Source organism: Azospirillum oryzae (genome assembly GCF_900177515.1).
Classification (GTDB): Bacteria; Pseudomonadota; Alphaproteobacteria; order Azospirillales; family Azospirillaceae; genus Azospirillum; species Azospirillum oryzae_A.
Window position 1 is genome coordinate 1,837,118 of sequence record NZ_FXAK01000007.1, and the last position, 24,822, is coordinate 1,861,939.

Genomic DNA, 24,822 nt, shown 5'->3' on the forward strand with positions numbered 1-24,822 from the left:
GCGAAACACCGATGCTGAAATCCATCCTCTCCGCCCTGACCTCCCGCTGGTTCCTGACGCTGGTCGCGGCGCTGTGCCTGGGCGCCATCGTCTGGTTCCTGGGGCCGCTCGTCGCCGTGTCCGGCGCCTTCCCGCTGGAGGATGCGACCATCCGGCTGGCGGTCGTGTTCGGCATCCTTCTGGTGTGGGCATTGGCGATGCAATGGTCGCTGTACCGCCACCGCAGCGCCAACGACCGCATGGTGCAGGCACTGACCAAGGCGACGCCGGCCGCCAAGGGCGATCCCGATTCCGAGGCCGTCGACCAGGAGACCGACCTGCTGCGCGGCCGGCTGCGCGAGGCGCTGGACCAGCTGCGCAAGGCGCGCTTCGGCGGCAAATGGGGGCAGCGCTATCTCTACCAGCTGCCCTGGTATCTGCTGATCGGCGCGCCGGGAGCCGGCAAGACGACGGCGCTGGCCAACTCGGGCCTGCGCTTTCCGCTGGCGGCGGAGATGGGGCGGGCGGCGCTGCGCGATGTCGGCGGCACCCGCAACTGCGACTGGTGGTTCACTGACGAGGCGGTGCTGATCGACACCGCCGGACGCTACATCACCCAGGACAGCCAGCCGGCCATTGACGGCAAGGTGTGGAAGAACTTCATCGCCCTGTTGAAGCGCCACCGCCCGCGCCAGCCGGTCAACGGCATCCTGCTGGCCGTCAGCCTCGCCGAGCTTGCCGCCTGGAGCGAGCCGGAGCGCAAGGGCCATGCCGAGCAGCTGAAGCTGCGGCTGAAGGAACTGCGCGGTCAGGTCGGGTCGCGCGTGCCGGTCTATGTGCTGCTGACCAAGGCCGACCTGATCGCCGGCTTCGCCGAGTTCTTCGACGACCTCAGCCGCGATGAGCGCGAACAGGTCTGGGGCGTCACCTTCCCGCTGGACGACGGCCGGAAGGGTGACGACGCCCCGGTCTACCGCTTCGGCGAGGAGTTCGACGCGCTGACCGGGCGCATCGCCCGCCGGGTGCTGGACCGCGTCCATGGCGAATCCGACATCCAGCGCCGCTCGCTCGACACCCTGTTCCCGGCGCAGATCGCCGCGCTGAAGCCGGCCATCGCCGATCTGCTGATGGTGATCTTCGAACCCAACCGCTATGAGGAACGGGCGCTGCTGCGCGGCGTCTATCTGACCAGCGGCACCCAGGACGGCGCCCCGGTGGACCGGCTGTCGGAGATGGTGGCGGGCTCCTTCGGGCTGGAGCGGCCGGTGCTGCCGGCGGCCAGCGGCGGGCGCAGCTTCTTCCTGACCCGCACCCTGCGCGAGGTGGTGTTCGCCGAGGCCGGGCTGGTCGGCGCCGACAGCGGGCTGGAGCGGCGGCGGCGCCTGCTGCGCGGCGGGGCGATGGCGGCGATGCTGCTGGCCGGGCTGGCGGTCGCCGCCTTCTGGGCCAACAGCTTCGTCGGAAACACCGCGCTGGTCGCCGGGGTCGATGCCGCCGCCGCCAAGGCGCAGGCGGAGCTGGAGCCACTTGCCGTCGCGCCGCGGTCGCTGACCAAGGTGGACGACACCGATTTCATCACGATCGTGCCGCCGCTGAACACGCTGCGCGCCATCCCCGCCGGCTGGACCGAGCCGCCGCCGCTGGAGATGACCGGCGGCCTCTATCAGGGCGACCGGCTGGGCCGGCAGAGCGGGACGGTTTATGGCCGGGCGCTGGACGCCGTGCTGCTGCCGCGCGTCTTCCTGCGGGTGGAAGGGCAGCTGCGCCACGAGCGCGGCCGGCCCGAATACCTGTTCCAGGCGCTGAAGGTCTACCTGATGCTGGCCGGCAAGGGGCCGATGGACAAGGCGCTGGTGTCGGAGTGGATGGCGCTGGACTGGATGGCCTCGCTGCCGGGCCCTGCCTATGACGGCATCCGGCGCGACCTGCGCACCCATTTGGACGCCATGCTGGCCGCCCCCCTGCCCGCCCTGCCGCTGGACGAGGCGCTGGTGGAGGAGGCGCGGCAGAGCCTGACCAACTATCCGCTGGCCGAACGCGGCTTCGCCATCCTGCGCGACCGTCCGGAGATCCAGGCGCTGGCCGACTGGCGGCTGGTCGACAATGCCGGGCCACTGGCCGGGCGGGTGCTGATCCGCCCGTCGGGCAAGCCGCTGTCGGACGGCGTCTCCGGCCTCTACACCTATGACGGTTTCCACAAAGCGGTGCTGCCGGCGCTGCCCAAGGTCGCCAAGGCGCTGGTGGCCGAGAACTGGGTGCTGGGCCAGCCGAGCAGCGGGCCGCAGGCGGTCGCCAGCGCCCAGCGGCTGGAACAGGGCATCCTTGCCGTCTATCTCGACCGCTACGCCCGCCAGTGGGACGAGATGCTGGGCGACGTGGTGATCGTGCCGCTGCGCAGCCTCAATCAGGCGGCCGACGTGCTGAACACGCTGTCCGGCCCGCAATCGCCGTTGAAACTGTGGCTGACCGCCATGGTGCGGCAGACCACGCTGGCGCCCGGCCCGAATGACAAGCCCGCCGATGGAAAGGGTCCGGTGGCCGGCGGTCCTTTGGCCGGGGTGGCGCAACAGGCGCAGGTGGCCGAGAAGGCGGTGGACTCCACCGGCACCAACGCCGCCTATCTGGCGCGGCTGGCCGGCGTCTCGCTGCAGCCGGAAGGGCCGCCCCCGGGCCAGCCGATCAACGACCACTTCAAGGCTCTGCGCGAGCTGGTGCAGGGCGAAGGCGGCGCGCCGCCGAAGCTGGACGAGTCGCTGAAGCTGCTGGGCGAGCTGTACCAGCAGATTGCACGGGCCGCCAACGCGCCCGACCAGAACGGCGCGCTGCTGGCCGGGCTGGCCGGCGGCGGCGACAAGGGGGCGGTGGCGGCGCAGCTGCGCACTCTCGCCCGCGACCTGCCCGACCCGGTCGGCGGCATGGTCGCCACCGTGGCGCAGAGCGCGGCGACGGTCAGCGCCGGCGGTGCGCGGGTGCAGATCAACAAGGCGTGGCAGTCCACCGTCCTGCCCTTCTGCCGGGCAGCGCTGGACAATCGCTTCCCCATGGTGCCGAACAGCCCGGTCGACGTGACCGCGGCCGACTTCGCCAAGCTGTTCGCGCCGGGCGGCATGATCGACCAGTTCTTCAACACCAACCTGCGCCCCTTCGTCGACATGACGGTCAGCCCCTGGGCCTGGCAGAAGGTGGATCAGGTCGATCTGGGCATTCCGCCAGCCGTGCTCGACCAGTTCGAACGGGCGGCGCGCATCCGCGACAGCCTGTTCCCGGCCGGGGCGACCGCCGCCAAGGTGGTGTTCGAGATCACGCCGGTGGAGCTGGACGCCAAGGCGACCCAGGTGGCGATGGACATCGACGGCCAGACGCTGATCTACCAGCACGGCCCGCCACGTCCGCAGGTGATGAAATGGCCGGGGGCGGAGGGCACCAGCAGCGTGCGCCTCGGCTTCGGCCCGCCGCTGCCGGGCGAACCGGCAGGCATCTCGCGTCAGGGTCCCTGGGCCTTGTTCCATTTCCTCGCCGACGGCAAGCTGGAGTCCACGCCGCAGCCCGACCGCTTCACCTTCTCGGTGACGGTGGGCACCCGCAAGGCGGTCTTCGCCCTGCGGGCCGACAGCGTGAACAACCCCTTCGGCAAGAACCTGCTGGAGAGTTTCCGATGCCCGACGGCGCTGTAGGCGGCGTGCTTCCCGGTCCCATCGGCCCCTATCGGGTCGAGGGGGTGCTGGGCCAGGGTGCGATGAGCGTGGTCTATCGCGCCACCGACGGGCGGTCCGGACTGCCGGTCGCGCTGAAGCTGCTGCGCGGCGAACTGCTGGCGGCGGCGGAGCGCAACGCCGTGCTCGCCCGCTTCGGGCGCGAGGCGCAGATCGGGCTGAAGCTGGACCACCCCAACATCGTCCGGGTGCATGACTATGGCACCTTGGACGCCGCACAGGGTGGCGCCCCCTATCTCGCCATGGAGCTGATCCAGGGCAAGGAGCTGAAGCAGTATCTGGAGGCCGACACGCCGCTGTCGGTGCAGCAGGGCGGCGCGCTGATGGCGGCGGTGCTGGACGCGCTGGCCTTCGCCCATGCCCGCAACGTCATCCACCGCGACATCAAGCCGGCCAACATCGTGGTGCAGGACGACCTGACGCCGAAGCTGGCCGATTTCGGCATTGCGCAAATCTCCTCCTCCGACCTGACCCAGGCCGGCGACCTGCTGGGCACCCCCGCCTACATGGCGCCGGAGGTGCTGCGCGGGGAGAAGGCCGACGCGCGCAGCGACCTGTTCTCCGCCGGGGTGGTGCTCTATTACCTGCTGGCGCAGCGGCGGCCCTTCTCCGGTTCGGTCGCCACGGTGATGCAGCAGATCCTGTTCGTCGAGCCGCCACCGCCGTCGCATGGCAATCCGGAACTGCCGCCGCCCTTCGACACGGTCATTCTGAAGGCGCTGGCCAAGGCGCCGGCCGACCGTTACGCCAGTGCCGCGGAGTTCGCCGAGGCGTTGCGCCATGCGCTGGTGGTTGCCGGCACCATGCAGGCGCCGGTGCCCACCGCCGAGTTGACCCTGTTCAATGCGGAGGTTCCGGCCGCGGCGCCCTTGCGCGACCGCGATGCGCTGGCGGCGGCGCTGGAAACAGCCCTGCGCGCCATCCCCGGCCAGCCGCTGGACGCCCGCAAGCTGACCGAACTGCTGGACATGCTGACGGACTGGCAGGCGGGCAGCGGCGGCGACGCCCAGCGCTGGCAGTCGGTGCTGCTCGGCGCCGGAATCGAGCCGCTGACCGAGCTGATCGTCGCCTCCACCCCGGCGCCGCGCGCCACGCCGGCCAGCCAGCGGCGCGACTGGATGCCGATGGTCCGGCTGTTCGCGGCGATGACCCGCGCGCTGGCCGGCACGCCGGCGGCCGACCGGGCGAAGATGTCGGCGGCCCGGATCGCCTTCGACCTGTCCGGCCGCTTCTTCCTCTATTCCGGCGAGCTGAACCGCGTGCTGATGGACGGCGACAATCCGGACATCCAGATGCTGTCGCTCGATTTCCTGCGGCTGGAGATCCTGCAGCACGCGCTGGAGGAGTTGGGCGCCGAGGCCGAACTGGCGCAGAGCCGCAGCGCCATGCTGATGTTCGCCGTGCAGGTCATCCGCAAGGTGACGCAGATCCTGCGGGCCTGCACCGACGGCAATGATGGGCTGGCCCGCTTCGGCGTCGCCATCATCCTCGCCAACATCGAGGAACTGATCGTCATGGCGCAACGCCTGTTCGAGACCGGTGGCCAGGCCACCGGCGGCCTGCCCCAGGACGCGGTGGCCGAGTTCATCGCCGCCGCCGGCCGCTTCGCCAGCCTGTCGGTGGAGGAACTGCGCGGCGAGGTCGCGACTGGTGCCGGCACGGCGGAGAGCTTCGCCGCCCGGCTGCGCGGCGTCGGCCAGCTCTATCTGTTCGCCACCCGGCTGACGGCGCCCGACTGCGCGGCGCTGATGCACAGCCTCTCGACCATGCTCTACGGCCTCGTCGCCGGTTTGACCGCCGATCTTGGCAATGCGCCGGTCGGCGACACCGGCGCCCGCAGCCGTCTGGTGGCGCTGGCGGAGATGGCGAGCGGGCTCGGCTGGAGCGAGGTGGAGCGGATCGCCCTGACGGCCCTGCGCCGCTGGGCAGTGGCCGGCGTGGCGGCATAACGGGCGGAAATGGGGGCAGAGCGGATGAACGACACCGTGAAGAACCGCCTGGAGATGGTCCTGCGCAACGACCTGTCCGAACTGGAACGATTGGCCGCTGCGGTGGACGACTTCATCGAGCGCAACGACCTGCCCCCCGACCTCTCCTTCAAGTTCAACCTCTGCTTCGACGAACTGATCACCAACACCGTTTCCTATGGCTATGGCGATACCGGCCCGCACGAGATCAAGGTGCGGATGGAAGCTGACGGTACGGAGCTGCGGGCGGAGGTGGAGGACGATGCCGACGCCTTCGACCCCTTCGCCGAAGCCCCGCCGCCCGACCTGACCAGCGACGTCGACGACCGCCGCGTCGGCGGCCTGGGGGTGTTCCTGGTCCAGAAGACGATGGACCATGCCAGCTACCGGCGGGAGGGTGACCGGAACCTGATCCTTCTGTCAAAGACCATCGGCTGATGTGTTTTACGGCGCTGCAGCCGTACGGAGGGGCGCAACCGGAGGCGGCGGCGCACTCGACAAAACGCACTTCAAAAAATCTTCACATATGCCTTGTCGATCCCGCAGTTCGACCCAAAAGCCGACTGTCCGCACAAGTCCACATCTTTGATAAGGCCATATTGATGGTCGCACGGACTTCCTGCGGTTTTCATCGAATGTCAGCGAATTGCCTTCCATGACAATCCAGCAAAGCAGAGCGTTTCGCTCTGCAACAACCCGACACATGACAAGCCGGGCAAATTCTTGCACTATTGTGGATAGCCCCAGGTTGCGGGCGGGATTGGCCATTCGGGCCTCTCGCGGCGGGTCCGGGGCAATGCCATGGAAGGCAAACGCTAACGTGTGGAGTCGACGCATCATGACCGGGTCGCAGTGCCAAGAGGCACGCCTGCGCCTTGGCTGGTCGACACGGATGCTGGCGAACAAGGCCGGCGTGCCGTGGTACGCCGTCATGAACCTCGATTACGGAACGGGCGAGGTCGATCCGGCCATCGTCGATGCCCTCGCCCGCGCCTTCAAACAGGCCGGCCTGGAGTTGCGCTGAGCCACCCGTCGCAGGTCGTGCTCACTCCGTCCTGCCCGCCTTCCCCTTTTCTGCGGGCCGGTCGATATGCTTGGCCGATTCGGTGTCGGGGGTGATCGGCTTGCCGGTGTCCGAAACCTCCTTGGCCGCATCGAGCGGATCGGCGATGTCGCGGTCGGGTTCGTTGGACAGCACATTGCTGCTGGCGGGTTTCTGGTCTGCCATGGAACGGCTCCTTCGATAGGGTCTCGCACACCACAACAGCCCGGCGCGGCGGAAGTCCCCTACTCACCAATGCCCTTCTGCGCCAGCACCAGGAAAATCTTCTCCTCCAACTGATCGGGCGTGAAGGGCTTGGCGATGTAGCCGCTGACCTGATGGGCGAGCGCCTTCTTCACCGCCTCCAGCGTCGCAAGCGCAGTGACCATCAGGAACGGCAGGTCGTTGCGGGACTCGCGGACCTGCTTCAGCAAATCGAGGCCGCTCAGCCGCGGCATCATCCAGTCGCAGATGATCAGGTCGTAGGCCGTGCCATCGGCCCGGAAGCGCTCCAGCGCCTCCTGCCCGTCTGCGGCGCTGTCGACATGCCCGATGCCGAGCTCCTGCAGGACGGAGGCGACCAGGGCGCGCGGACCGGCCTCGTCATCCACCACCAGAACGCGCTGGGCGGCGAGGTCGATGAAGGGCACGCCGACCATCGCCAGCGACTGCCGCAGCCAGTTCGCCCGCGCCACCCGCTCCTTCGGCCCCGGCGCGTTCAGCAGCACATGGCGGACGAAGCGCGGGCGGTGGCAGTGGCGGTAGAGCACGCGGGCCACCGCCAGCCGGCTCTTGCCGCTGCAGATCGCCCCCTCCCCCGCCAGCCGGACGATGTCGAGCACGCTGTCCACCGGCGGGTCGTCCTTGGCCTGGATCAGCGGAGCCAGCACACGCTGCGTGCGCAGGAAGGCGTTCTGGATGTCGTCGAGTTGGCCGCCGAGATACTCCCGCTCCTCCTCCGGGAAGGCGCTGGACAGCACCATGCGCTGCACCTCCGCCAGTCCCTTCAGCTTCTCGTTCCGGTCCTTCCAGCAATCCAGCAGGCGGCCGGCGAAGTCGCGGCTGTCGAAGAAGCTCTTCAGGTAATCGGTCACCGCCTTGGCCGCGGAGGGCGACAGCGGCATCTTCTGCAGCACTAGCAGGATGCGCAGCTTCTGTACGAAGTTGCGACCGCGGGTGATCTCCGGAACCGTGTCCTCGTTGACCAGCAGCGCGGTGCGCCGCTGCAGGGCCGCCTCGGTGCGGGCGCCGCCGACATAGGCGCCCTCGCCGTCGCGCAGGCGGGCGGACAGGTCGCTCAGCGCCAGGATCTCGCGCTGCACCGCCTCGATGCCGAACATGTCGCCGGCGCTGGCGATGGTGAAGCAGGCGGGCTTGGCCATCTCGCGGCGGAAGGCGGCGGCCAGCGCATCGCGCAAGCCCGGCATCGGCACCCGGCGCATCAACGCGTCGAGCCGCCGGAACACCGGCGGAGCCTCTTCCACCATCGGCCGGTCGGCGGCGATCAGCGTCACGATCAGGTCGATCAGCGTGACGAAGGGGGCATCGCGCGCGCAGGACGCAGTACCGGCGTCGCTCAGCAGGATTTCGCCCAGCAGCCGCTCCAGCGGCGCCAGCGCGTCCGGATGCTCGGTGGTCTCCGCCAGGTCCAGCAGCGACTCCGCCTTCTCGGCGAAGCTGCGGCAAGTGGCGATGTGCTGGGTGACGGCGGCGTCGAGCAGGAAACGGCCGAGGAAGCCGCCGACCGACAGCAGTTCCGCAGCCGTGCCGGGATAGGCATCGGGCAGGAAATCCGGCGGCGGATTTTCCTTCAGCCGCTCGCGCGAAAGCCGGGCGATCTCGTTGACCAGAGGGGTCATCCCGCCCTTCCGGTCCATCGCCCGTTCGGCCTGCGTCAGGATGGCGACGAAGGTGGCGGTGTTGGACAGCGCGGTCTGGTGACGCGGGTGATGCAGCAGCTCCGTCGCGGTCAGTGCGTTCTCGTCGAGGAAGCGGCGGCAGAAGCGGCCGACGCCGTCGCGGCCGGCGGGCGTGTAGAAGTCGGCAGGCTCGCGGCAGGCGGCGGGAGAGGAAGCGTCGGCCTCGTCCGGTGCCAGAGACTCGTGACGGGCAGTCTCCATCCCAGCCCTCACAAGGCCAGAAGGTCGCGGAGCGCGGCCAACAGCCGCTCAGGCGTCACCGGCTTCATCACGATCTGCCGCCCCTCCTGCGCCGTCAGCCCGGCCGCCGTCTCGCGCGAGGCATAGCCGGTCAGGAACAGGATGGGCAGGAGCTGGTTGCGGGCCTCCAGCGCGCGGGCCAGTTCCAGCCCGTTCATCCGCGGCATCGACACATCGCTGACCACCGCGTCGAACAGACCGCCGGCCTCGTCATAGCGGATCAGCGCCTCCTGCCCGTCCGACGCCTCCACCACCGTACAGCCGGCCTCCTCCAGCACGAGGCGCAGGTAACGGCGGACCGAGTCCTCGTCATCGACCAGCAGGATGACCGCCCCCTCCCCCTCGGCGACGTGCAGGGGATCGAGCCCGGCCGGCTCGGCGGGCGTATCGACGGCGGGCAGGTAGAGGGCGAAGCTGGTGCCGTGCCCGGCCTCCGCTGCCGCGTCCTCCAGTTCGACGGCACCGCCGGACTGCTGCGCCGTACCGTAGACCATCCACAGGCCGAGCCCGGTGCCCTTCCCCGGCTCCTTGGTGGTGAAGAAGGGCTCCCAGATGCGGTCGCGAATCTCCGGCGGGATGCCCGTGCCCTGGTCCGTCACGCGGATCACCACGTAACGGCCGGGCTTCAGGCTGCGGTGGCGGGCGAAGAAGGCATCGTCCGGAACCTCGGTCGTCAGGGCGATGGTCAGGGTACCGCCGTGGGGCATGGCGTCGCGCCCGTTCAGCGCGAGGTTCAGCAGCGCCTGATTCAGCGTGACCGGGTTGACCAGCACATGCGCGCCTTCATCCTCCGCCAGGATCGCGACGTCGATGCCGGCGCTGAGCAGCGGCTTCAGGAAGACGCGCAGGTCGCGCACCAGCGGCGCGACGGCCACCACCTCGCGCTCGTCGGTGACGCGGCGGTGGGAGAAGTCGAGAAGCTGGCCGGTCAGCGCCGCCGCCCGTTCCGATGCCTTGGCGATCTCCTGCACGCAGGTCAGCACACGGTCGGGATCGGCGGGATTGCGCTCCGCCAGCCGGGCGAAGCCGCCGATGGCGGTCAGCATGTTGTTGAATTCGTGGGCGATGCCGCCGGCCATGCGGCCCACCGCCTCCATCTTCTGGGCGCGCTGCAGTTCGCCCTCGACCCGGCGGCGGTCGGTGATGTCGTTCAGCACCAGCAGCACCGCCGGCCCGCCGGCATAGACGGCCTGGCTGGCCGCGACCTCCAGCCGGCGGCGCTCGCCGTCGGGGCGCAGGGCGTCGCATTCCAGCCGCTGTTCCTCGCCATCGGCGGCGGTGGCGAGCGTCGCAGCCAGCGCGTCGCCATCCTCCAGGAATCCGGCGAGCGGCTGGCCCTCCAGCACATCCGCCGCCATGCCCAGGATCGCGGCGGCGGCGCCGTTGGCGAAGCGGATGGCGGCGCGGTCCCAGATGACGATGCCGTAGGGCGCCAGTTCCACCAGCTGGCGGTAGCGCAGTTCGCTTTCGCGCAGGGCGGCGACCGTCTGCTTCAGGCGGGCGGTCTGGTCGGCCAGTTCCTGCTCCCGCGTCTTCAGCTCGGTGATGTCCATCAGGATCTTCACCACGCCGCCGGTGCCGGTGGCATGTTCGCTGATGCGGTACCAGCGCCCGTCGGACAACCGGCCGTCGACCGGGGCGGAATGCTGCAGATGGCGGGTCAGCCGCTGCTCCACCCAGGCGCCGATGTCGTCGGCACCCTCCAATCCGCCGCGTTCGGCCGCCGCGCGCAGGATCTCGGCAAAGCTGCGGCCGGGGGTCAGCATGTCGGCGATGGTCGGATAGGCGCGGCGGTACTGCTCGTTGCAGATCAGCAGCCGGCCGTCGGCGCTGAACAGGACGAAGCCTTCGGACACGCTGTCGATGGCGTCATGCACCACCGCCTGCATGAAGCGCGCCTCCACCAGCGCCAGCGTCTCCGCAGTGGCATCGACGCCGCAGCCGCGATAGCCGCGGAAGCGCCCGTCGGAGCCGCGCACCGGCACGGCGCTGAGCCGCAGCACGAGATCGCGGCCGTCCACCCCTTCGAAGCTGACCTCCAGATCGCGGAAGGGCCGGCCGGACTCGATGTCGGCGCGGTATTCGGCCCAGGTCGCCTCGTCGGCGACCAATGGTCCCAGATCGAACAGCGAATCGCCGAACACGGTTCGCGGATCGCAGCCGAGCAGATCGGTCAGCCCGCCCGACAGCGACAGATAGCGATGGTCCGAGCCGGTTTCCCAGAACCAGCCGGGGGAGACGGCGGCAAAGTCGCGGGAACGGGCGCGCAGCCCCTCCAGATCGTCGCGCGTCCGGACCAGGGCGGCGTTGGAACGGGCCAATGCCGCGGCGGCCGAGCCGGCACGAACCGCGCTCCACAATGCCAGCCCGCCGGCGGCGGCCAGCGCGGCGGCGGCCGGAAAGCCGATCTGGCCGGAGGCCGATAGCCCAAGAAGCGTGCCGACACCGGTCAGCGCGGCCAGGGCACCGGGAAACGAGGCGGAGAGACGGGAAGACCCGGACACCGGTTCAGCGGCACCCGCAGGGCGGAGCGGTCGGTCGGTGTCGGCAACGTCCACAAAGCCTCCGTCGGTCCGGAAGATCGTCCGGCAGTAATGCCACCGAACTGTCCCGTCTTAGAAGGTCAGGCGTTAACAGCAGGTTTAGCACCCCGGCTTTGGCATGGATGCGACAGCCTGAAGCAGAACCGGCGCCCCGGAGGAGATCCGGCATGCAACGGTGTACGTATCAACGGGTTGACGTTGATAAGCCGGCACGTTTCGGAAGGAAGGACACCGCCCAATGGCCCCCGCCACTCCAAAGGCAGACGTGATCACCTGGAGCAATCTGCCGGCCCAGACCGCCGACGGGGTTGAACGGCGCGGCTTTCCCGGCACAGGCGCGTCGCTGAAGCACATCGTCATCAAGGCGGGGACCGCCGCCCCGCGCCATTCCCACGTCCACGAACAGTTCGTCATCGTCGTGGAGGGGCGCGTCCTGCTGACCTGCGAAGCCGGTCCGGTGGATTTGCGGCCGGGAATGGTCATCCGTTTCGACCCCGACGCCTGGCACAGCGCCGACTTCATCGAGGACACTGTCCTGATCGAGGTGAACCTGAACCCGGCGGGGTGAGGCCGCCGGGTCAAGGGTGGCGCAGGCTCAGACGTCGATGTCGATGTCGATCTCGCCGTCATCCTCCGGGGCGCGGCCGAGCAGCAGGTCGGCGGCGTCGAGGGTCAGCGCCTCCACCTCCTCGTTGCGCTCCTCGTCGGGAAGGCGCAGCGCGTGCATCACCTGGGTCGCCAGATGGATCAGCATGGCGCGGACGCAGTCGTCCTCTGGATATTCCAGCGCCACCACGTCCTTCAGGAAGGCGCCCAACTGGTCCGGCGAGTTCCACGGGTGGGTGATGACGGTGTCGAAGCCGCTGGTGCCGAGGAAGACGGAGTTGAGCGCGATGGCCTGACGGTTGATGCCGTCCACCGCCTCGTCCTGATCCAACTTGCCCTGCAGGACCTGGTTGAAGGCGTCCAGGCTGAGGTCGATGAACTGGCGGACCAGCAGCCGCACAACGGATTCGTCGGACAGGTCGTTGCGGGCCTGCGGCTGGGTCAGCACCGGCAGCGGTTGCAGCAGCGCCGCGATGATCGGCTTTGCGGATTGGGATTCCATCGCGGGCAACTCCTGTCGGGATCGGCCCCGACGTCTGCGGGGCAAAATGGTCACGGCCCCCGATACTGCCAGAGCTTGACGCAAAACGCAAAAAAGGCCGCCCCCTTGTGGGAGCGGCCCTTTCGGCAAGCCTGACGCTGGGTCAAGCGCGCGGGATCAGCCCACCAGCTCGATGCCGGCGAAGAAGAAGGCGATCTCCTGGGCGGCGGTCTCCGGGGCGTCCGAACCGTGGACCGAGTTGGCCTCGATCGACTCGGCGAACTCCTTGCGGATGGTGCCCTCGGCGGCGTTGGCCGGGTTGGTGGCGCCCATGATCTCGCGGTTGCGGGCGATGGCGTTCTCGCCTTCCAGAACCTGCAGGACCACCGGGCCGGAGATCATGAAGGAGACCAGATCGCCGAAGAACGGACGCTCGCGATGCACGCCGTAGAACTGCTCGGCCTGGGCCTTCGACAGCTGGACGCGCTTCTGGGCGATGATGCGCAGGCCGCCGTCTTCGAACTTGGCGTTGATCTTGCCGGTCAGGTTGCGGCGGGTGGCATCGGGCTTGATGATCGAGAGGGTCCGTTCGACGGCCATGGTGGTGACTCCTGCGGGAATGGGGCTTTTCGCCGTTTGAAAAACACGCAGGCGCCGCCGGAAGACCGGGGCGCCGGATGGGCCGCTTTATAGAGGCGCTTTCGCGGCGCGGCAAGGCGTTCGTTGGGGGCGGACATCGCCTGCTTCCTGAAAAAAACGGCCGCGGCGGCATCCCGTCGCGGCCGGAGTCGAGGAGGCAATGCGGAAACTCGGCGTCAGGTCAGGATTTGACCGCGCCCAGCTTGGCCTGCGCGGCGGCCAAACCGTCCTTGCCGTCCAGCGTGGTGACGCCGGACAGCCAGGTCTTCAGGATGGCCGGGTTCTTCTTCAGCCAGTCGGCCGCCACCGCCTCCGGCTTGCGGCCACCGTTCATGATGCCGTCCATCACCGAATTCTCCATGTCCACGGTGAAGACCAGATTGGACAGGAACTTGCCGACGTTCGGGCATTCGGCGGCATAGCCCTTGCGCACATTGGTGCTGACGGTGGCGCCGCCGTAATTCGGGCCGAACCAGTCGTCGCCGTCGGCCAGATAGGTGATGTCCATCGTCTTGTTCATCGGGTGCGGCGCCCAGCCCAGGAAGACGATCCATTTCTTGGACCGGGTCGCGCGCTTCACCTCGGCCAGCATTCCGGCCTCGCTGGATTCGACCAGCTTGAAGTCCTTCAGGCCGAACGCCCCTTCCTTCAGCATCTTCTCGATGACGAGGTTACCGTCGTTGCCGGCCTCGATGCCGTAGATCTTGCCGTCCAACTTGTCCTTGTACTTCGCCAGATCCTTGAAGCTCTTGAGTCCCGCCTCGGCCGCGTAGGTGGGGACGGCCAGCGTGTATTTGGCGCCCTCCAGATTGACGCGCGTCACCTCAACCGAGCCGTCCTCCAGCACCGGCTTGATGAAGCTCTCCATGGTGGGCATCCAGTTGCCCAGGAACACGTCCAGCGACTTGGTCTTCAGCCCGAGATAGACGACCGGCACCGAGGAGATGCTGGTGGTCGGCTTGTAGCCCAGCGCCTCCAGCGTGACGGAGGCCAGTGCCGTCGTCGCCGCGATGTCGGTCCAGCCAACGTCGCCGAAACGCACCGACTTGCAGGATGCCGGATCGGCGGCGACCGCCGGCAGGGCGGCAGTCCCGGTTGCCAGCATCAGGCCGACGGCCAGACCACAGAGTTTACCGAATGTCTTGCCCATATCCCTGTTCTCCTTGCTTGTGGTTGTCGTTGTCGGCTTGCGGGTCTTACGCCCGCAGTCGTTGGTCCCTCCGGCTCTCCTTCTCGATGACGGCGGCCTCGGCGACGTAATAGGGGACGTTGGCCCGCGGCAGCGGCGGACGGCCGCGCACCGCGTCGGCCAACTTCTCCGCCATCATGATGGTGGGCGCGTTCAGGTTGCCGGTGACGATGCGCGGCATGATCGAGGCGTCGATGACGCGCAGTCCCTCCAGCCCGTGCACCCGGCCCTGCCCGTCCACCACCGCGCCGTCGTCGGTCCCCATCCGGCAGGTGCCGCAGGGGTGATAGGCGGTCTCGGCGTGGTGGCGGACGAAGGCGTCGAGGTCGGCGTCGGTCATGCAATCGGCGCCGGGGCTGATCTCCTCCCCGCGGTAGGGGGCCAGGGCGCGCTGCCGCATGATGTCGCGGGTGATGCGGATGCCGGCGCGGAACTCCTGCCAGTCCTGCGGATCGGCCATGTAGTTGAACAGGATGCTGGGCGCCTGCCCCGGATCGCGCGAGCGGGCATGGACCCGCCCCTTGCTGGGCGAGCGCATCGAGCCGACATGGGCCTGGAAGCCGTGCGCCTCCACCGCGTTGGTGCCGTTGTAGCTGATGGCGACGGGCAGGAAATGGTACTGGATGTTCGGCCAGGGCACGTCGTCGCCGGTGCGGATGAAGCCGCCGGCCTCGAACTGGTTGCTGGCGCCGATACCGGTGCCCAGGAACAGCCATTCGGCGCCGATCGCCGGCTGGTTCCACCATTTCAGCGCGGGATAGAGCGACACCGGCTGGCGGCACTCATACTGGATGTACATCTCCAGATGGTCCTGGAGATCGCCGCCGACGCCCGGCAGGTCGAGCACCGTCCGCACCCCCAGCTCGCGCAGCAGCGGCGACGGCCCCACCCCCGACCGCTGCAGGATCGCCGGAGAGGCGATGGCCCCGGCGCACAGCAGCACTTCGCGCCGAGCCCGCGCCGTCACCGGCGTGCCGTTGCGCAGATAGGCGACGCCGACGGCGCGGCGTCCGTCGAACAGGATGCGGTCGGTCATCGCATGGGTGACGATGGTCAGCCCCGACCGCCCCCGGGCGATGTCGAGATAGCCGCGGGCCGTGCTGCAGCGCCGCCCCTGCGCGGTCACCGTGCGGTCCATCGGGCCGAAACCCTCCTGGCGGTAGCCGTTCAGGTCGTCGGTGCGGCCATAGCCGGCCTGCACCCCCGCCTCCACCATCGCCTCGTAGAGCGGGTTGACGCCCGGCTTGGCTGTGGTGACGAAGAGCGGGCCGTCGCCGCCGTGATAGGCGTTGGAGCCGGCGTCGCGCGTCTCCGCCTTGCGGAAATAAGGCAGGCAGTCGAGATAGCTCCAGTCCTCCAGACCCGGCAGCTCGGCCCAGCCGTCATAATCCAGCGCGTTGCCGCGGATATAGCACATGCCGTTGATCAGCGACGACCCGCCCAGCCCCTTGCCGCGCCCGCACTCCATCCGGCGGTTGTCCATGTGCGGTTCGGGTTCGGTCTCATAGGCCCAGTTGTAGCGGCGGCCCTGCAGCGGGAAAGCCAGCGCCGCCGGCATCTGGGTGCGGTAGTCCAGCCTGTGGTCGGGTCCGCCCGCCTCCAGCAGCAGGACGCTGACGCCGGCATCCTCCGTCAGGCGGCAGGCGAGTACATTGCCGGCCGACCCGGCGCCGACGATGATGTAGTCATACTCGCGCGCCGCAGGGGAAATGGAGGACATGGCGGCGCCGTTCTCCGGCGCAGCGGCCCCGGAGGTCGGTGAATTCGACATCGAACACCCCTTCTCTGAAAGGCGGCCTTCTCTGAAAGGCGGATTTCCGCGACCGGCGGGCTTAGAACACCGACGAATAGGCGCCGAGTTCGACCTGAACCGATTTGACGCGGGTGTAATGGTCGAGTGTCTCGACCCCGTTCTCGCGGCCGATGCCCGACTGCTTGTAGCCGCCGACCGGCATCTCCGGCGGCGATTCACCCCAGCCGTTGATCCAGCAGATGCCGGCCTCCAGCCGGTGGATCACCCGGTGGGCACGGGCCAGATCGCTGGTGACCAGCCCGGCGGCGAGGCCGTAGCTGATGGCGTTGGCCCGTGTGATGACCTCTTCCTCGTCATCGAAGATCAGGATCGACAGGACCGGGCCGAAAATCTCCTCGCGCACGATGGTCATGCCGTCGTGGCAGTCGGTGAAGACCGTCGGCGCCACATAGGCGCCGCGCGCGAAGGCCGCCCCCTCCGGAACGACGCCGCCGGCCAACAGCCGTGCGCCCTCCGCCTTGCCGGTTTCGATGTAGCGCAGCACCTTGTCGCGGTGGGGGAAGCTGGCGAGCGGGCCGAAATTGGTGTCGGGATCCAGCGGATCGCCCATGCGGATGCGGCGCACGCGGGCCAGCAACCGCTCCTCGAACGCCGCCGCGATGCTGCGGTGGACGAACACACGGGTGCCGTTGGTGCAGACCTGACCGGAGCTGTAGAAGTTCGCCATCATGGCGATGTCGGCGGCGCGGTCGAGGTCGGCGTCGGCGAAGACGATCAGCGGCGATTTGCCGCCCAGCTCCATCGTCACCTCCTTCAGGGTCGATCCGCCCGCCGCGGCCATCACCCGCTTGCCGGTCTCAACCCCGCCGGTGAAGGACAGCTTCTCGATGCCGGGATGGTTGGCCAGCATGGCGCCGACCCGACCGTCGCCCTGCAGGACGTTGAATACGCCGTCGGGTAAGCCGGACTCGCTGTAGATCGCCGCCAGATGCAGGGCGGTCAGCGGCGTCACCTCGCTCGGCTTGAAGATCATGGCGTTGCCGGCGGCCAGCGCCGGGGCCGATTTCCACAGCGCGATCTGGATCGGATAGTTCCAGGCACCGATCCCGGCCACCACCCCCAGCGGCTCGCGCCGGGTATAGACGAAGGAGCTTGGGCGCAGCGGGATCTGCCGTCCTTCCAGCGCAGGCGCGAGGCCGGCGTAATATTCCAGCACGTCCGCGCCGGTTGCGATGTCGACCGCCCGCGTCTCGCTCAGCGGCTTGCCGGTGTCGAGGGTTTCAATCTCCGCCAGCGCGTCGTTGCGCTCGCGCAGCAGGGATACCGCCCGGCGCAGCACCCGTGCCCGCTCCATCGCCGTCATCGCCGCCCACACCGCCTGCCCGGCCCGCGCGCTGTCGACCGCGCGGTCCAGATCGGCGGACGTCGCCTGCGCGACCTCGGCCAGGGTTTCCCCGGTCGCCGGATTGACGGTGGCGAAGCGCTCCTCACCCTCGCCTGGGAAGGGGCGACCGTGGATGTAATGGGCCTGCTGTCCGAATCGCGTCATCTCCTGTCTCCCCTCCTCCTGAGCCCAGGTCCCAGGGTCCAAAAGTGCATTGGTTCGCAGCACCATCATTCCAGGAGCACAGCCTGATTTTTTTTGATTGAACGTTCAATCAAAAAAAAGGGAGTGGCGCCTCCGTTCTCCATATTGGTCGTGTTCGAACAAATCTGCCGGCCTGCATCCGGGCGCGGGTCCGGCAATCGGGCCGCCCCGCGCGGGACAAAGCCGTGCCATTCGCCGGCCCCCGCTTCAAATCGGCGCCCCCTCGTGCTACATCCTCGCGCGCTATGCTGCACATCAATGACCTGACCTTCCGCTTCGGCGGCCGAGTGTTGTTCGACCACGCGACGGCGGTGGTGCCCAAGGGGCATCGCGTGGCGCTGGTCGGGCGCAACGGCACCGGGAAATCGACCCTGCTGAAGCTGATCTCGGGCCAGCTGCAGACCGATGCCGGCGCCGTTACCCTGCCGGCCGGCATGCGGATGGGCATGGTGGCGCAGGAGGCCCCCAGCGGCCCGACGACGCTGATCGACGCCGTGCTGGCTGCCGACACCGAACGCACCGCCCTGCTTGCGGAGGCCGAGACGGCGACCGACCCGATGCGCATCGGCGAAATCCACGCGAGATTGGCCGACATCGAGGCGCATTCGGCCCCGTCGCGCGCGGCGCAGGTGCTGTCCGGCCTGGGCTTCGACGCCGAGGCGCAACAGCGGCCCTGCTCCGACTTCTCCGGCGGCTGGCGGATGCGCGTGGCGCTGGCCGGCGTGCTGTTCTCCCGGCCCGACCTGCTGCTGCTGGACGAGCCGACCAACCACCTCGACCTCGAAGCGACGATCTGGCTCGAGGGCTATCTGAAGAATTACCCGCACACCATCCTGCTGGTCAGCCATGACCGCGAGCTGCTGAACGCGGTGCCGACCACGACGATCCATATCGACCAGGGCAAGCTCGTCACCTACAGCGGCAATTACGACCAGTTCCTGGCGCAGCGCCGCGCCAACCAGGAACGCATCGCCTCCATGGCCGCCAAGCAGGAGGCGCGGCGCAAGCACATGATGTCCTATGTCGACCGCTTCCGCTTCAAGGCCAGCAAGGCCCGTCAGGCGCAGAGCCGCCTGAAACTGCTGGAGAAGATGGAGTCGATCACGCTGATGGAGGACGATCCGGAGGTCGTCTTCAACTTCCCGCCGCCCGACGAGCTGGCGCCGCCGCTGATCGCGCTGGAGGGGGTGAGCATCGGCTATGGCGACAAGGTGATCCTGCGGCGGGTCAACCTGCGCATCGACATGGAGGACCGCATCGGCCTGCTGGGCGCCAACGGCAACGGCAAGTCGACGCTGGTCAAGCTGCTGGCCAACCGGCTGGTTCCGATGGCCGGCGAGATGCGGCGGTCGTCCAAGCTGCGCATCGGCTATTTCGCCCAGCATCAGGCCGAGGAGCTGGACCTGTCGCTGACGCCGATCCAGCAGACCCAGCGCATCATGCCGCTGGCACTGGAGGAGAAGGTGCGTGCCCATCTGGGCCGCTTCGGCTTCCCCCAGGCGAAGGCGGAGACCAAGATCGCCAACCTGTCGGGCGGCGAGAAGGCACGGCTTCTGCTGGCGCTGATGAGCCGGGAAGTCCCGCACATCCTGATGCTGGACGAACCGACCAACCATCTGGACATCGACAGCCGCGAAGCGCTGATCGAGGCGATCAACGACTTCCCCGGCGCCGTCATCATCATCAGCCACGACCCCCACCTGATCGAGATGACGGTGGACCGGCTGCTGCTTGTCGCCGACGGCACGGTTCAGGCCTATGACGGCGATCTGGACGACTACCGCCGTTACCTGCTCGACCGCGCAAAGGCGGAGCGGGCAGTTGCCAAGGGCGGTGCGGAGCGGGACGCCGGGCCGAACAAGAAGGACCAGCGCCGCGCGGCGGCCGAGGCGCGCACGGCGCTCGCCCCGTTGAAGCGCAAGGCCACCGACGCCGAGGCGCTGGTGACCAAGCTGAGCGAGGAGAAGCGCAAGATCGAGGCGAAGATGGCCGACCCCGCGCTCTACAGCGGCCCGTCGGACAAGCTGACCAAGCTGCAGATCGACCTGGGCACGGTGGAGAAGAAGCTGGCGACCGCAGAGGAAACCTGGCTGGAGGCGCTCGAGCTCTATGAGAGCGCCGCGGCGGAGGCCGGCGTTTGAACGCCGATCACCACATCGACCACCCGCTCGCCGATGATGCCGGCGAGCCGCAGCGTGACGGAGCCATCGCCCTGCCCGCGCTGTGCGATGCGGTGGAGGAAGAGCGCACGTCGGACGTGCTGGCCCGGTTCCGCGCCAACCTGCCGGCCGGGCGGGTCACGTTGGGCGACCTGATCCGGGCTCTCGGTGACCGGTCGCTTGGCACCATCCTGCTGGCGCTGTCGCTGCCCACCATCGCGCCGGTGCCGCTGGGCGTGTCCTGCCTGTTCGACCTGCCGATCGTGCTCTACACCGCCCAACTCGCCTTCGGCCGGCGCGGGGCGCGGCTGCCGGACTGGCTGCTGCGGCGATCCATCGGCACCGGGCTGGCGGCACGCACGCTGGACGCCGCCATGCCGCGCCTGACCGGGATCGAGCGGATGCTGAAGCCGAGGCTGCACCGGCTCGCCCGCATCGACCAGGAGCGCTGGTTCGGGCTGCTGCTGTTCATCCTGACGCTGACCTGCATCGTGCCGCTGCCGCTGACCGGCTGGCTGCCGGGCTTCGCGCTGGTGCTGATCTCGCTGGGGCTGATCGAGCGCGACGGCGGCGCCATCGGCATCGGGCTGGGGCTGACCGTGGCGGCGCTGGTGTTCTTGACGCTGGTGGCGAGCGGCCTGTCATACGCAGGTCACCATCTTATGGCAGCTACTCCGCTGTAGGGTGAGCCACGGATGGGCCGCCCCGATCCAGGGAGGCCCACAGATGAGTCGGACCGCACCCGCGCCGCTTTCCGAATCCTGGCTGTTCTTCCGCCGCTGGCTGGCCGATCCCTGGGCGATGGGCTCGGTCGTCCCGTCCTCCCCGGCGCTGCGGCGGCGCATCACCCGCGAGATCCGTTGCGAGCCTGACGAGGCGGTGGTCGAGTTCGGCGGCGGCACCGGCCCGATCACCGCCGCGATCCTGGAGTCCGGCATCCCGGCCGACCGGCTCTACAGCTTCGAAATCGACCGCAACCTCGCCAGCCATCTGCGCGCCCGCTGCCCCGCCGTCACCGTCATCGCCGACGATTGCCGCAAGGCGCCGGACCTGCTGGGCGAGGCGCTGTGCGGTAAGGTCGGCACGGTGGTGATCGGCATCCCGATGATCACCTTCCCGCTGGAGTTCCAGCGCGAGGTGCTGGACGCCACCTTCCGCATCCTGCGGCCGGGCGGGCGCTTCCTGCTCTACAGCTTCATGCCGCACTCGCCGCTGAACCGCGCGGCGTTGGGGTTGAAGGGCGAGAGGCTGGGATTCACCGTGCGGAACCTGCCGCCGGCCTCGGTCTGGGGATACCGCCGCGCCGGAGAGTGATAGAGTCGCCTCCCTCCGGTCACCCATTCAAGTGAGGGTCGTCATGAAGTTCGGCTATACGATTCTCTACGTTCCCGATGTCGCCGCGTCGCTGGCCTTCTTCGAGAAAGCTTTCGGGCTGAACCGCCGCTTCCTCGCCGAAACCGGCGACTATGGCGAGTTGGACACCGGCACCACCACCCTGTCCTTCGCCAGCCAGGAATTGGCTTTGTCGCACCACCCCGCCGGCTATGTGTTCGGCAGCACCAGTGATAAGCCATTGGGGGTCGAGATCGCCCTGGTCACCGACGATGTGGAGGCGGCGCACGCCACCGCACTGACCGCCGGTGCCACCGAGCTGGCACCGCCAAAGGCCATGCCGTGGGGCCAAACCGTGTCCTTCATCCGCTGTCCCGACGGCACCCTGGTGGAGCTGTGCACGCCGGTCGGAGGCTGACGGCACTGAGAGCGACCGCGGTTGCTCCACCCCAACCGCCCCGCTTATGCTCCGCCCCCTCCCCCTTCACCATCGTGAGCGTGCCGGTGCTGTCCTTCATCCTGTCGAAGCTGCTGTGGGGCGTCTTCGCGCCCGGCAATGCGCTGGTGCTGGCGGTGGCGCTTGGGGCGGTGCTGCTGCGGACGCGGCGCTGGCGGCGCGCCGGGCGGCGGCTGGTGACGCTGGCGGCGGTGCTGCTTCTGCTGGTCATGTATACGGGGGTGGGCGCGCTGGTCGCCGTACCGCTGGAGAACCGTTTCCCGCGGGTGGAGCCGGAGGGACGGATCAACGGCATCATCATGCTGGGCGGCGCGGTCAACCCGCCGATCACCGCCGACCGCGGAGATCCCTCCGTCAATGAGGCGGCCGAGCGCATCCTGGGCTTCGCCGACCTCGTCCGCCGCCATCCAGAGGCCAAGGCGGTCTTCACCGGCGGGTCCGGCCGGCTGCTGGGACAGGAATACAAGGAGGACGTCACCGCCCGCGCCGCCCTGCTCCAGGCGGGCATACCCGAAGACCGCGTGATCTATGAGGCGGAGTCCCGCAATACCTGGGAGAACGCGGTCTTCAGCAAGGAGATGGTCAAGCCGGCGCCGGGGGACCGCTGGGTCCTCGTCACGTCGGCCATGCACATGCCGCGGTCGGTCGGCATCTTCCGGCAGATCGGGTGGGAGGTTATCCCCTACCCCGTCGACTACCGCACCCGCCATGACGCCAAGCCCTACCTGCGCTTCGAGTTCGGACAGAATCTGGTGATCCTCGACGACGCGGTGCGTGAGTGGATCGGGCTGACCGCCTATTGGCTGATGGGCCGGACCGAAAGCCTGTTCCCCGCCCCCTGACGGTCCGGCCCGCGCATGGGCTGTGTCATCGTGTTTCTGCCGCGTTCGAGGCATTGGCGCGGCGATGCCAACCCGCTAGAGTGCCGCCGCCCCGGCGTTCCGGCCGGGTTTGGGGAAGGAAGGGGTTTGGCGGATGCGTCGCTGGCGCGGGGTGAGCAGGGTCGTCGTGCTGGTAGGCGTGGCAGCGCTCGCCGCCTGCGCGCAGAAGCCCGCCGTCACCGGATCAGGCCTTCCGACCAGCGGCGTCTACAAGGTGGGCAAGCCTTATCAGATCAACGGCGTCTGGTACTATCCCAAGGAAGATTACGGCTACGACGAGACCGGCATCGCCTCGTGGTACGGCCCCGGCTTCCATGAGAAGGCCACCGCCAACGGCGAGATCTACGACCAGAACGAATTGACCGCCGCACACAAGACGCTGCCGATGCCGAGTCTGGTACGGGTGACCAACCTGGACAACGGCCGGTCGATCGTGGTGCGCGTCAACGACCGGGGCCCCTACGCCAACGGCCGCATCATCGACATGTCGCGCCGCGGCGCCCAGCTGCTGGGCTTCGACGGTCCCGGCACCGCCAAGGTGCGCGTGCAGATCCTGGCCGAGGAAAGCCGCGCCATCGCCGCCGCCGCGCGCCAGGGCACGCCCGCCCCGATGCTGGCCGAACTCGACGGCCCGCCGCCGAAGGCCGCTCCGCGCGGTCGGATCGAGGTGACTGGGCCGGCCGGACCGGTGACGACACTGGCCGCCGCCCGCCCGGCGGTGGTCGGTGCCCCCATCCCGCCGCCCGCCACCGTCGCCGGCAGCATGTCGGAGGGACGCTTCGTGCCGGCCCCCGTCGTGGCGCAATTGCCGGTGAAAGCCCATGAGGCCATCTATGTGCAGGTCGGCGCCTTCGGCAGCGAGGAGAATGTGGCGAAGGCCCGCGCCCGGCTGTCGGCCATCGGACAGCAGGCCAGCGTCAGCCGGACCCGGTCGGCCGGCATGACCCTGCACCGTGTCCGCGTCGGCCCGCTGGACAGCGTCGACCGGGCCGACAGCCTGCTGAACCAGATCATTCAGGCCGGCCTTACGGAGGCCAAAATCGTGGTGGATTGATCCGGCCACCCGACGCTTACCCCGGCTGCTCTTCGCGAGCGCCAATGACCCATGCCTGTACCGAGTGCCCTTGGAGGATTGTTGCCATGAACGCTGTTGTCGTCCGCCTGTGTGCCGTTTTCGGCCGTTCCGTTGCTGTTGCGGCCGGAATTGCGATGGCCGGGGCCACGATTGGCGCCGGCTTCACCGCGGTCTCGGTCCAGGCCGCGACCATCGACACGATCGCCAAGCAGGCGATCCTGGTCGATCTGACCTCTAACACCGTGCTGTTCGAGAAGAACGCCGACGAGCGCATGGCGCCCTCGTCGATGAGCAAGATCATGACCGCCTATCTGACCTTCGAGGCGATCAAGGCCGGCCGCCTGACGCTGGAAAGCACGCTGCCGGTCAGCGAGCGCGCCTGGCGGATGCAGGGTTCCAAGATGTTCGTGGAGCTTCACAACAACATCAAGGTCGATGACCTCATCAAGGGCATGATCGTCCAGTCCGGCAACGACGCCTGCATCGTGCTGGCCGAAGGTCTGGCCGGGTCGGAAGGGTCCTTCGCCGAGCAGGCGAACCAGAAGGGGCGCGAGCTGGGGCTGAAGAACAGCAACTTCGTCAACGCCACCGGCTGGCCCGACCCCAACCACTATATGACCGCCCGCGATCTGGCGATCCTGGCCGAGCATCTGATCAAGGACTTCCCGGAATATTACCACTACTACTCGATCCGGGACTTCAAATATCACAACATCAACCAGGGCAACCGCAACCCGCTGTTGTACCGCGGCATGGATGTGGACGGCATGAAGACCGGCCACACCGAGGCCGGCGGCTATGGCCTGACCGCGTCGGGCGAGCGCGAGGGGCGGCGCCTGCTGCTGGTGGTGAACGGCCTGCCGACCATGCAGTCGCGCGCCGACGAATCGGCCCGGCTGATCGAGTGGGGCTTCCGTGAATTCGCCTCCTACACCCTCTATAAGGGCGGCGAGACGATCGAGCAGGTGCCGGTCTGGCTGGGCGAGCAGGACAGCGTTCCCGTCACCGTGCCGCAGAACCTGAGCGTCACCATGGCCCGCAACGACCGTCCCGGCATGAAGGTGTCGCTGGTGAGCAGCGCGCCGGTTGCCGCCCCGATCAAGAAGGGCGACACTGTCGGCAAGCTGGTGATCTCCGCCCCCGGTTTCCCGGGCAAGGAGGTGCCGGTGGTGGCCGCGCAGGACGTGCCGAAGGCCGGCTTCGTCGGCCGCGCCTTCGCCGCCGCCAAATATCTCGTCTTCGGCAACAGCCTGTAATCG

General features: G+C 68.6%; 20 protein-coding genes. 12 read left to right on the top strand and 8 right to left on the bottom strand.

Annotation, left to right across the window (positions count from 1 at the left end; translation table 11 throughout):
- Window positions 1-11 precede the first annotated feature (11 nt).
- From tssM to B9N97_RS35120, 4 genes are all read left to right on the top strand, one after another.
- The gene (gene tssM / locus B9N97_RS21100) at window positions 12-3,653 is read left to right on the top strand and encodes a type VI secretion system membrane subunit TssM (RefSeq protein WP_085089700.1); all 3,642 of its coding nucleotides are present in this window, start codon (window positions 12-14) and stop codon (window positions 3,651-3,653) included.
- Window positions 3,635-5,641, top strand: a complete 2,007-nt coding sequence (locus B9N97_RS21105; RefSeq protein WP_085089701.1) for a serine/threonine-protein kinase — start codon at window positions 3,635-3,637, stop codon at window positions 5,639-5,641. The genes tssM and B9N97_RS21105 overlap by 19 nt, the downstream gene beginning before the upstream one ends.
- Window positions 5,642-5,665: 24 nt before the next feature.
- Window positions 5,666-6,097 carry an ATP-binding protein gene (locus B9N97_RS21110; RefSeq protein ID WP_167393336.1) on the top strand — a complete coding sequence of 144 codons (432 nt, stop codon included), beginning with the start codon at window positions 5,666-5,668 and terminating at the stop codon, window positions 6,095-6,097.
- 400 nt (window positions 6,098-6,497) lie between these two features.
- Window positions 6,498-6,683 carry a hypothetical protein gene (locus tag B9N97_RS35120; protein WP_136704195.1) on the top strand — a complete coding sequence of 62 codons (186 nt, stop codon included), beginning with the start codon at window positions 6,498-6,500 and terminating at the stop codon, window positions 6,681-6,683.
- Between the two features lie 21 nt (window positions 6,684-6,704).
- On the opposite strand, the gene B9N97_RS21115 is transcribed toward B9N97_RS35120, so the two are convergent.
- Genes B9N97_RS21115 through B9N97_RS21125 form a run of 3 tightly spaced genes read right to left on the bottom strand, consistent with a single transcriptional unit; the run spans window position 6,705 to window position 11,364 of the window.
- Window positions 6,705-6,887, bottom strand: a complete 183-nt coding sequence (locus B9N97_RS21115) for a hypothetical protein (protein ID WP_085089703.1) — start codon at window positions 6,885-6,887, stop codon at window positions 6,705-6,707.
- 59 nt (window positions 6,888-6,946) lie between these two features.
- A complete protein-coding gene (locus B9N97_RS21120) occupies window positions 6,947-8,821 on the bottom strand; it encodes a response regulator (protein WP_085089704.1) in 1,875 nt (624 codons plus the stop codon).
- A gap of 8 nt (window positions 8,822-8,829) precedes the next feature.
- Window positions 8,830-11,364 carry a response regulator gene (locus tag B9N97_RS21125; RefSeq protein ID WP_244560824.1) on the bottom strand — a complete coding sequence of 845 codons (2,535 nt, stop codon included), beginning with the start codon at window positions 11,362-11,364 and terminating at the stop codon, window positions 8,830-8,832.
- A 277-nt stretch (window positions 11,365-11,641) separates the two neighbouring features.
- Between B9N97_RS21125 and B9N97_RS21130 the strand changes: the two genes are divergently transcribed.
- A complete protein-coding gene (locus B9N97_RS21130; RefSeq protein ID WP_085089706.1) occupies window positions 11,642-11,971 on the top strand; it encodes a cupin domain-containing protein in 330 nt (109 codons plus the stop codon).
- Window positions 11,972-11,998: 27 nt separating this feature from the next.
- Here the strand turns inward: B9N97_RS21130 and B9N97_RS21135 are convergent, their stop codons facing one another.
- From B9N97_RS21135 to betB, 5 genes are all read right to left on the bottom strand, one after another.
- Window positions 11,999-12,511: a hypothetical protein gene (locus B9N97_RS21135; RefSeq protein WP_085089707.1), complete on the bottom strand. Its 513-nt coding sequence runs from the start codon at window positions 12,509-12,511 to the stop codon at window positions 11,999-12,001.
- 156 nt (window positions 12,512-12,667) lie between these two features.
- Window positions 12,668-13,090 (bottom strand): nucleoside-diphosphate kinase, encoded by a 423-nt coding sequence (ndk, locus tag B9N97_RS21140; protein ID WP_085089708.1) that lies wholly within the window; start codon window positions 13,088-13,090, stop codon window positions 12,668-12,670.
- 220 nt (window positions 13,091-13,310) lie between these two features.
- The gene (locus tag B9N97_RS21145) at window positions 13,311-14,279 is read right to left on the bottom strand and encodes a choline ABC transporter substrate-binding protein (protein ID WP_085089709.1); all 969 of its coding nucleotides are present in this window, start codon (window positions 14,277-14,279) and stop codon (window positions 13,311-13,313) included.
- A gap of 46 nt (window positions 14,280-14,325) precedes the next feature.
- Entirely contained in the window at window positions 14,326-16,089 is a 1,764-nt protein-coding gene (gene betA / locus B9N97_RS21150) for a choline dehydrogenase (protein ID WP_432264197.1), read from the bottom strand.
- A 61-nt stretch (window positions 16,090-16,150) separates the two neighbouring features.
- Window positions 16,151-17,620, bottom strand: coding sequence for a betaine-aldehyde dehydrogenase (gene betB, locus B9N97_RS21155; RefSeq protein WP_085089711.1), 1,470 nt, complete (start codon window positions 17,618-17,620; stop codon window positions 16,151-16,153).
- A gap of 284 nt (window positions 17,621-17,904) precedes the next feature.
- Here betB and B9N97_RS21160 point away from each other — a divergent pair, with 284 nt between their 5' ends.
- The 7 genes from B9N97_RS21160 (at window position 17,905) to B9N97_RS21190 (ending at window position 24,819) form a co-directional block, all read left to right on the top strand.
- Window positions 17,905-19,800, top strand: coding sequence for an ABC-F family ATP-binding cassette domain-containing protein (locus B9N97_RS21160; protein WP_085089712.1), 1,896 nt, complete (start codon window positions 17,905-17,907; stop codon window positions 19,798-19,800).
- On the top strand, window positions 19,797-20,501 hold the full coding sequence (locus tag B9N97_RS21165; protein WP_085089713.1) for an exopolysaccharide biosynthesis protein: 705 nt from the start codon (window positions 19,797-19,799) through the stop codon (window positions 20,499-20,501). The genes B9N97_RS21160 and B9N97_RS21165 overlap by 4 nt, the downstream gene beginning before the upstream one ends.
- Before the next feature lie 43 nt (window positions 20,502-20,544).
- The gene (locus B9N97_RS21170; protein ID WP_085089714.1) at window positions 20,545-21,132 is read left to right on the top strand and encodes a class I SAM-dependent methyltransferase; all 588 of its coding nucleotides are present in this window, start codon (window positions 20,545-20,547) and stop codon (window positions 21,130-21,132) included.
- A 43-nt stretch (window positions 21,133-21,175) separates the two neighbouring features.
- A complete protein-coding gene (locus B9N97_RS21175; protein ID WP_085089715.1) occupies window positions 21,176-21,568 on the top strand; it encodes a VOC family protein in 393 nt (130 codons plus the stop codon).
- A gap of 86 nt (window positions 21,569-21,654) precedes the next feature.
- Window positions 21,655-22,449 carry a YdcF family protein gene (locus B9N97_RS21180; RefSeq protein WP_085089716.1) on the top strand — a complete coding sequence of 265 codons (795 nt, stop codon included), beginning with the start codon at window positions 21,655-21,657 and terminating at the stop codon, window positions 22,447-22,449.
- A gap of 133 nt (window positions 22,450-22,582) precedes the next feature.
- Window positions 22,583-23,542 (top strand): septal ring lytic transglycosylase RlpA family protein, encoded by a 960-nt coding sequence (locus B9N97_RS21185; RefSeq protein WP_085089717.1) that lies wholly within the window; start codon window positions 22,583-22,585, stop codon window positions 23,540-23,542.
- An 86-nt stretch (window positions 23,543-23,628) separates the two neighbouring features.
- Window positions 23,629-24,819 carry a D-alanyl-D-alanine carboxypeptidase family protein gene (locus B9N97_RS21190; protein WP_085089718.1) on the top strand — a complete coding sequence of 397 codons (1,191 nt, stop codon included), beginning with the start codon at window positions 23,629-23,631 and terminating at the stop codon, window positions 24,817-24,819.
- Window positions 24,820-24,822: the final 3 nt, after the last annotated feature.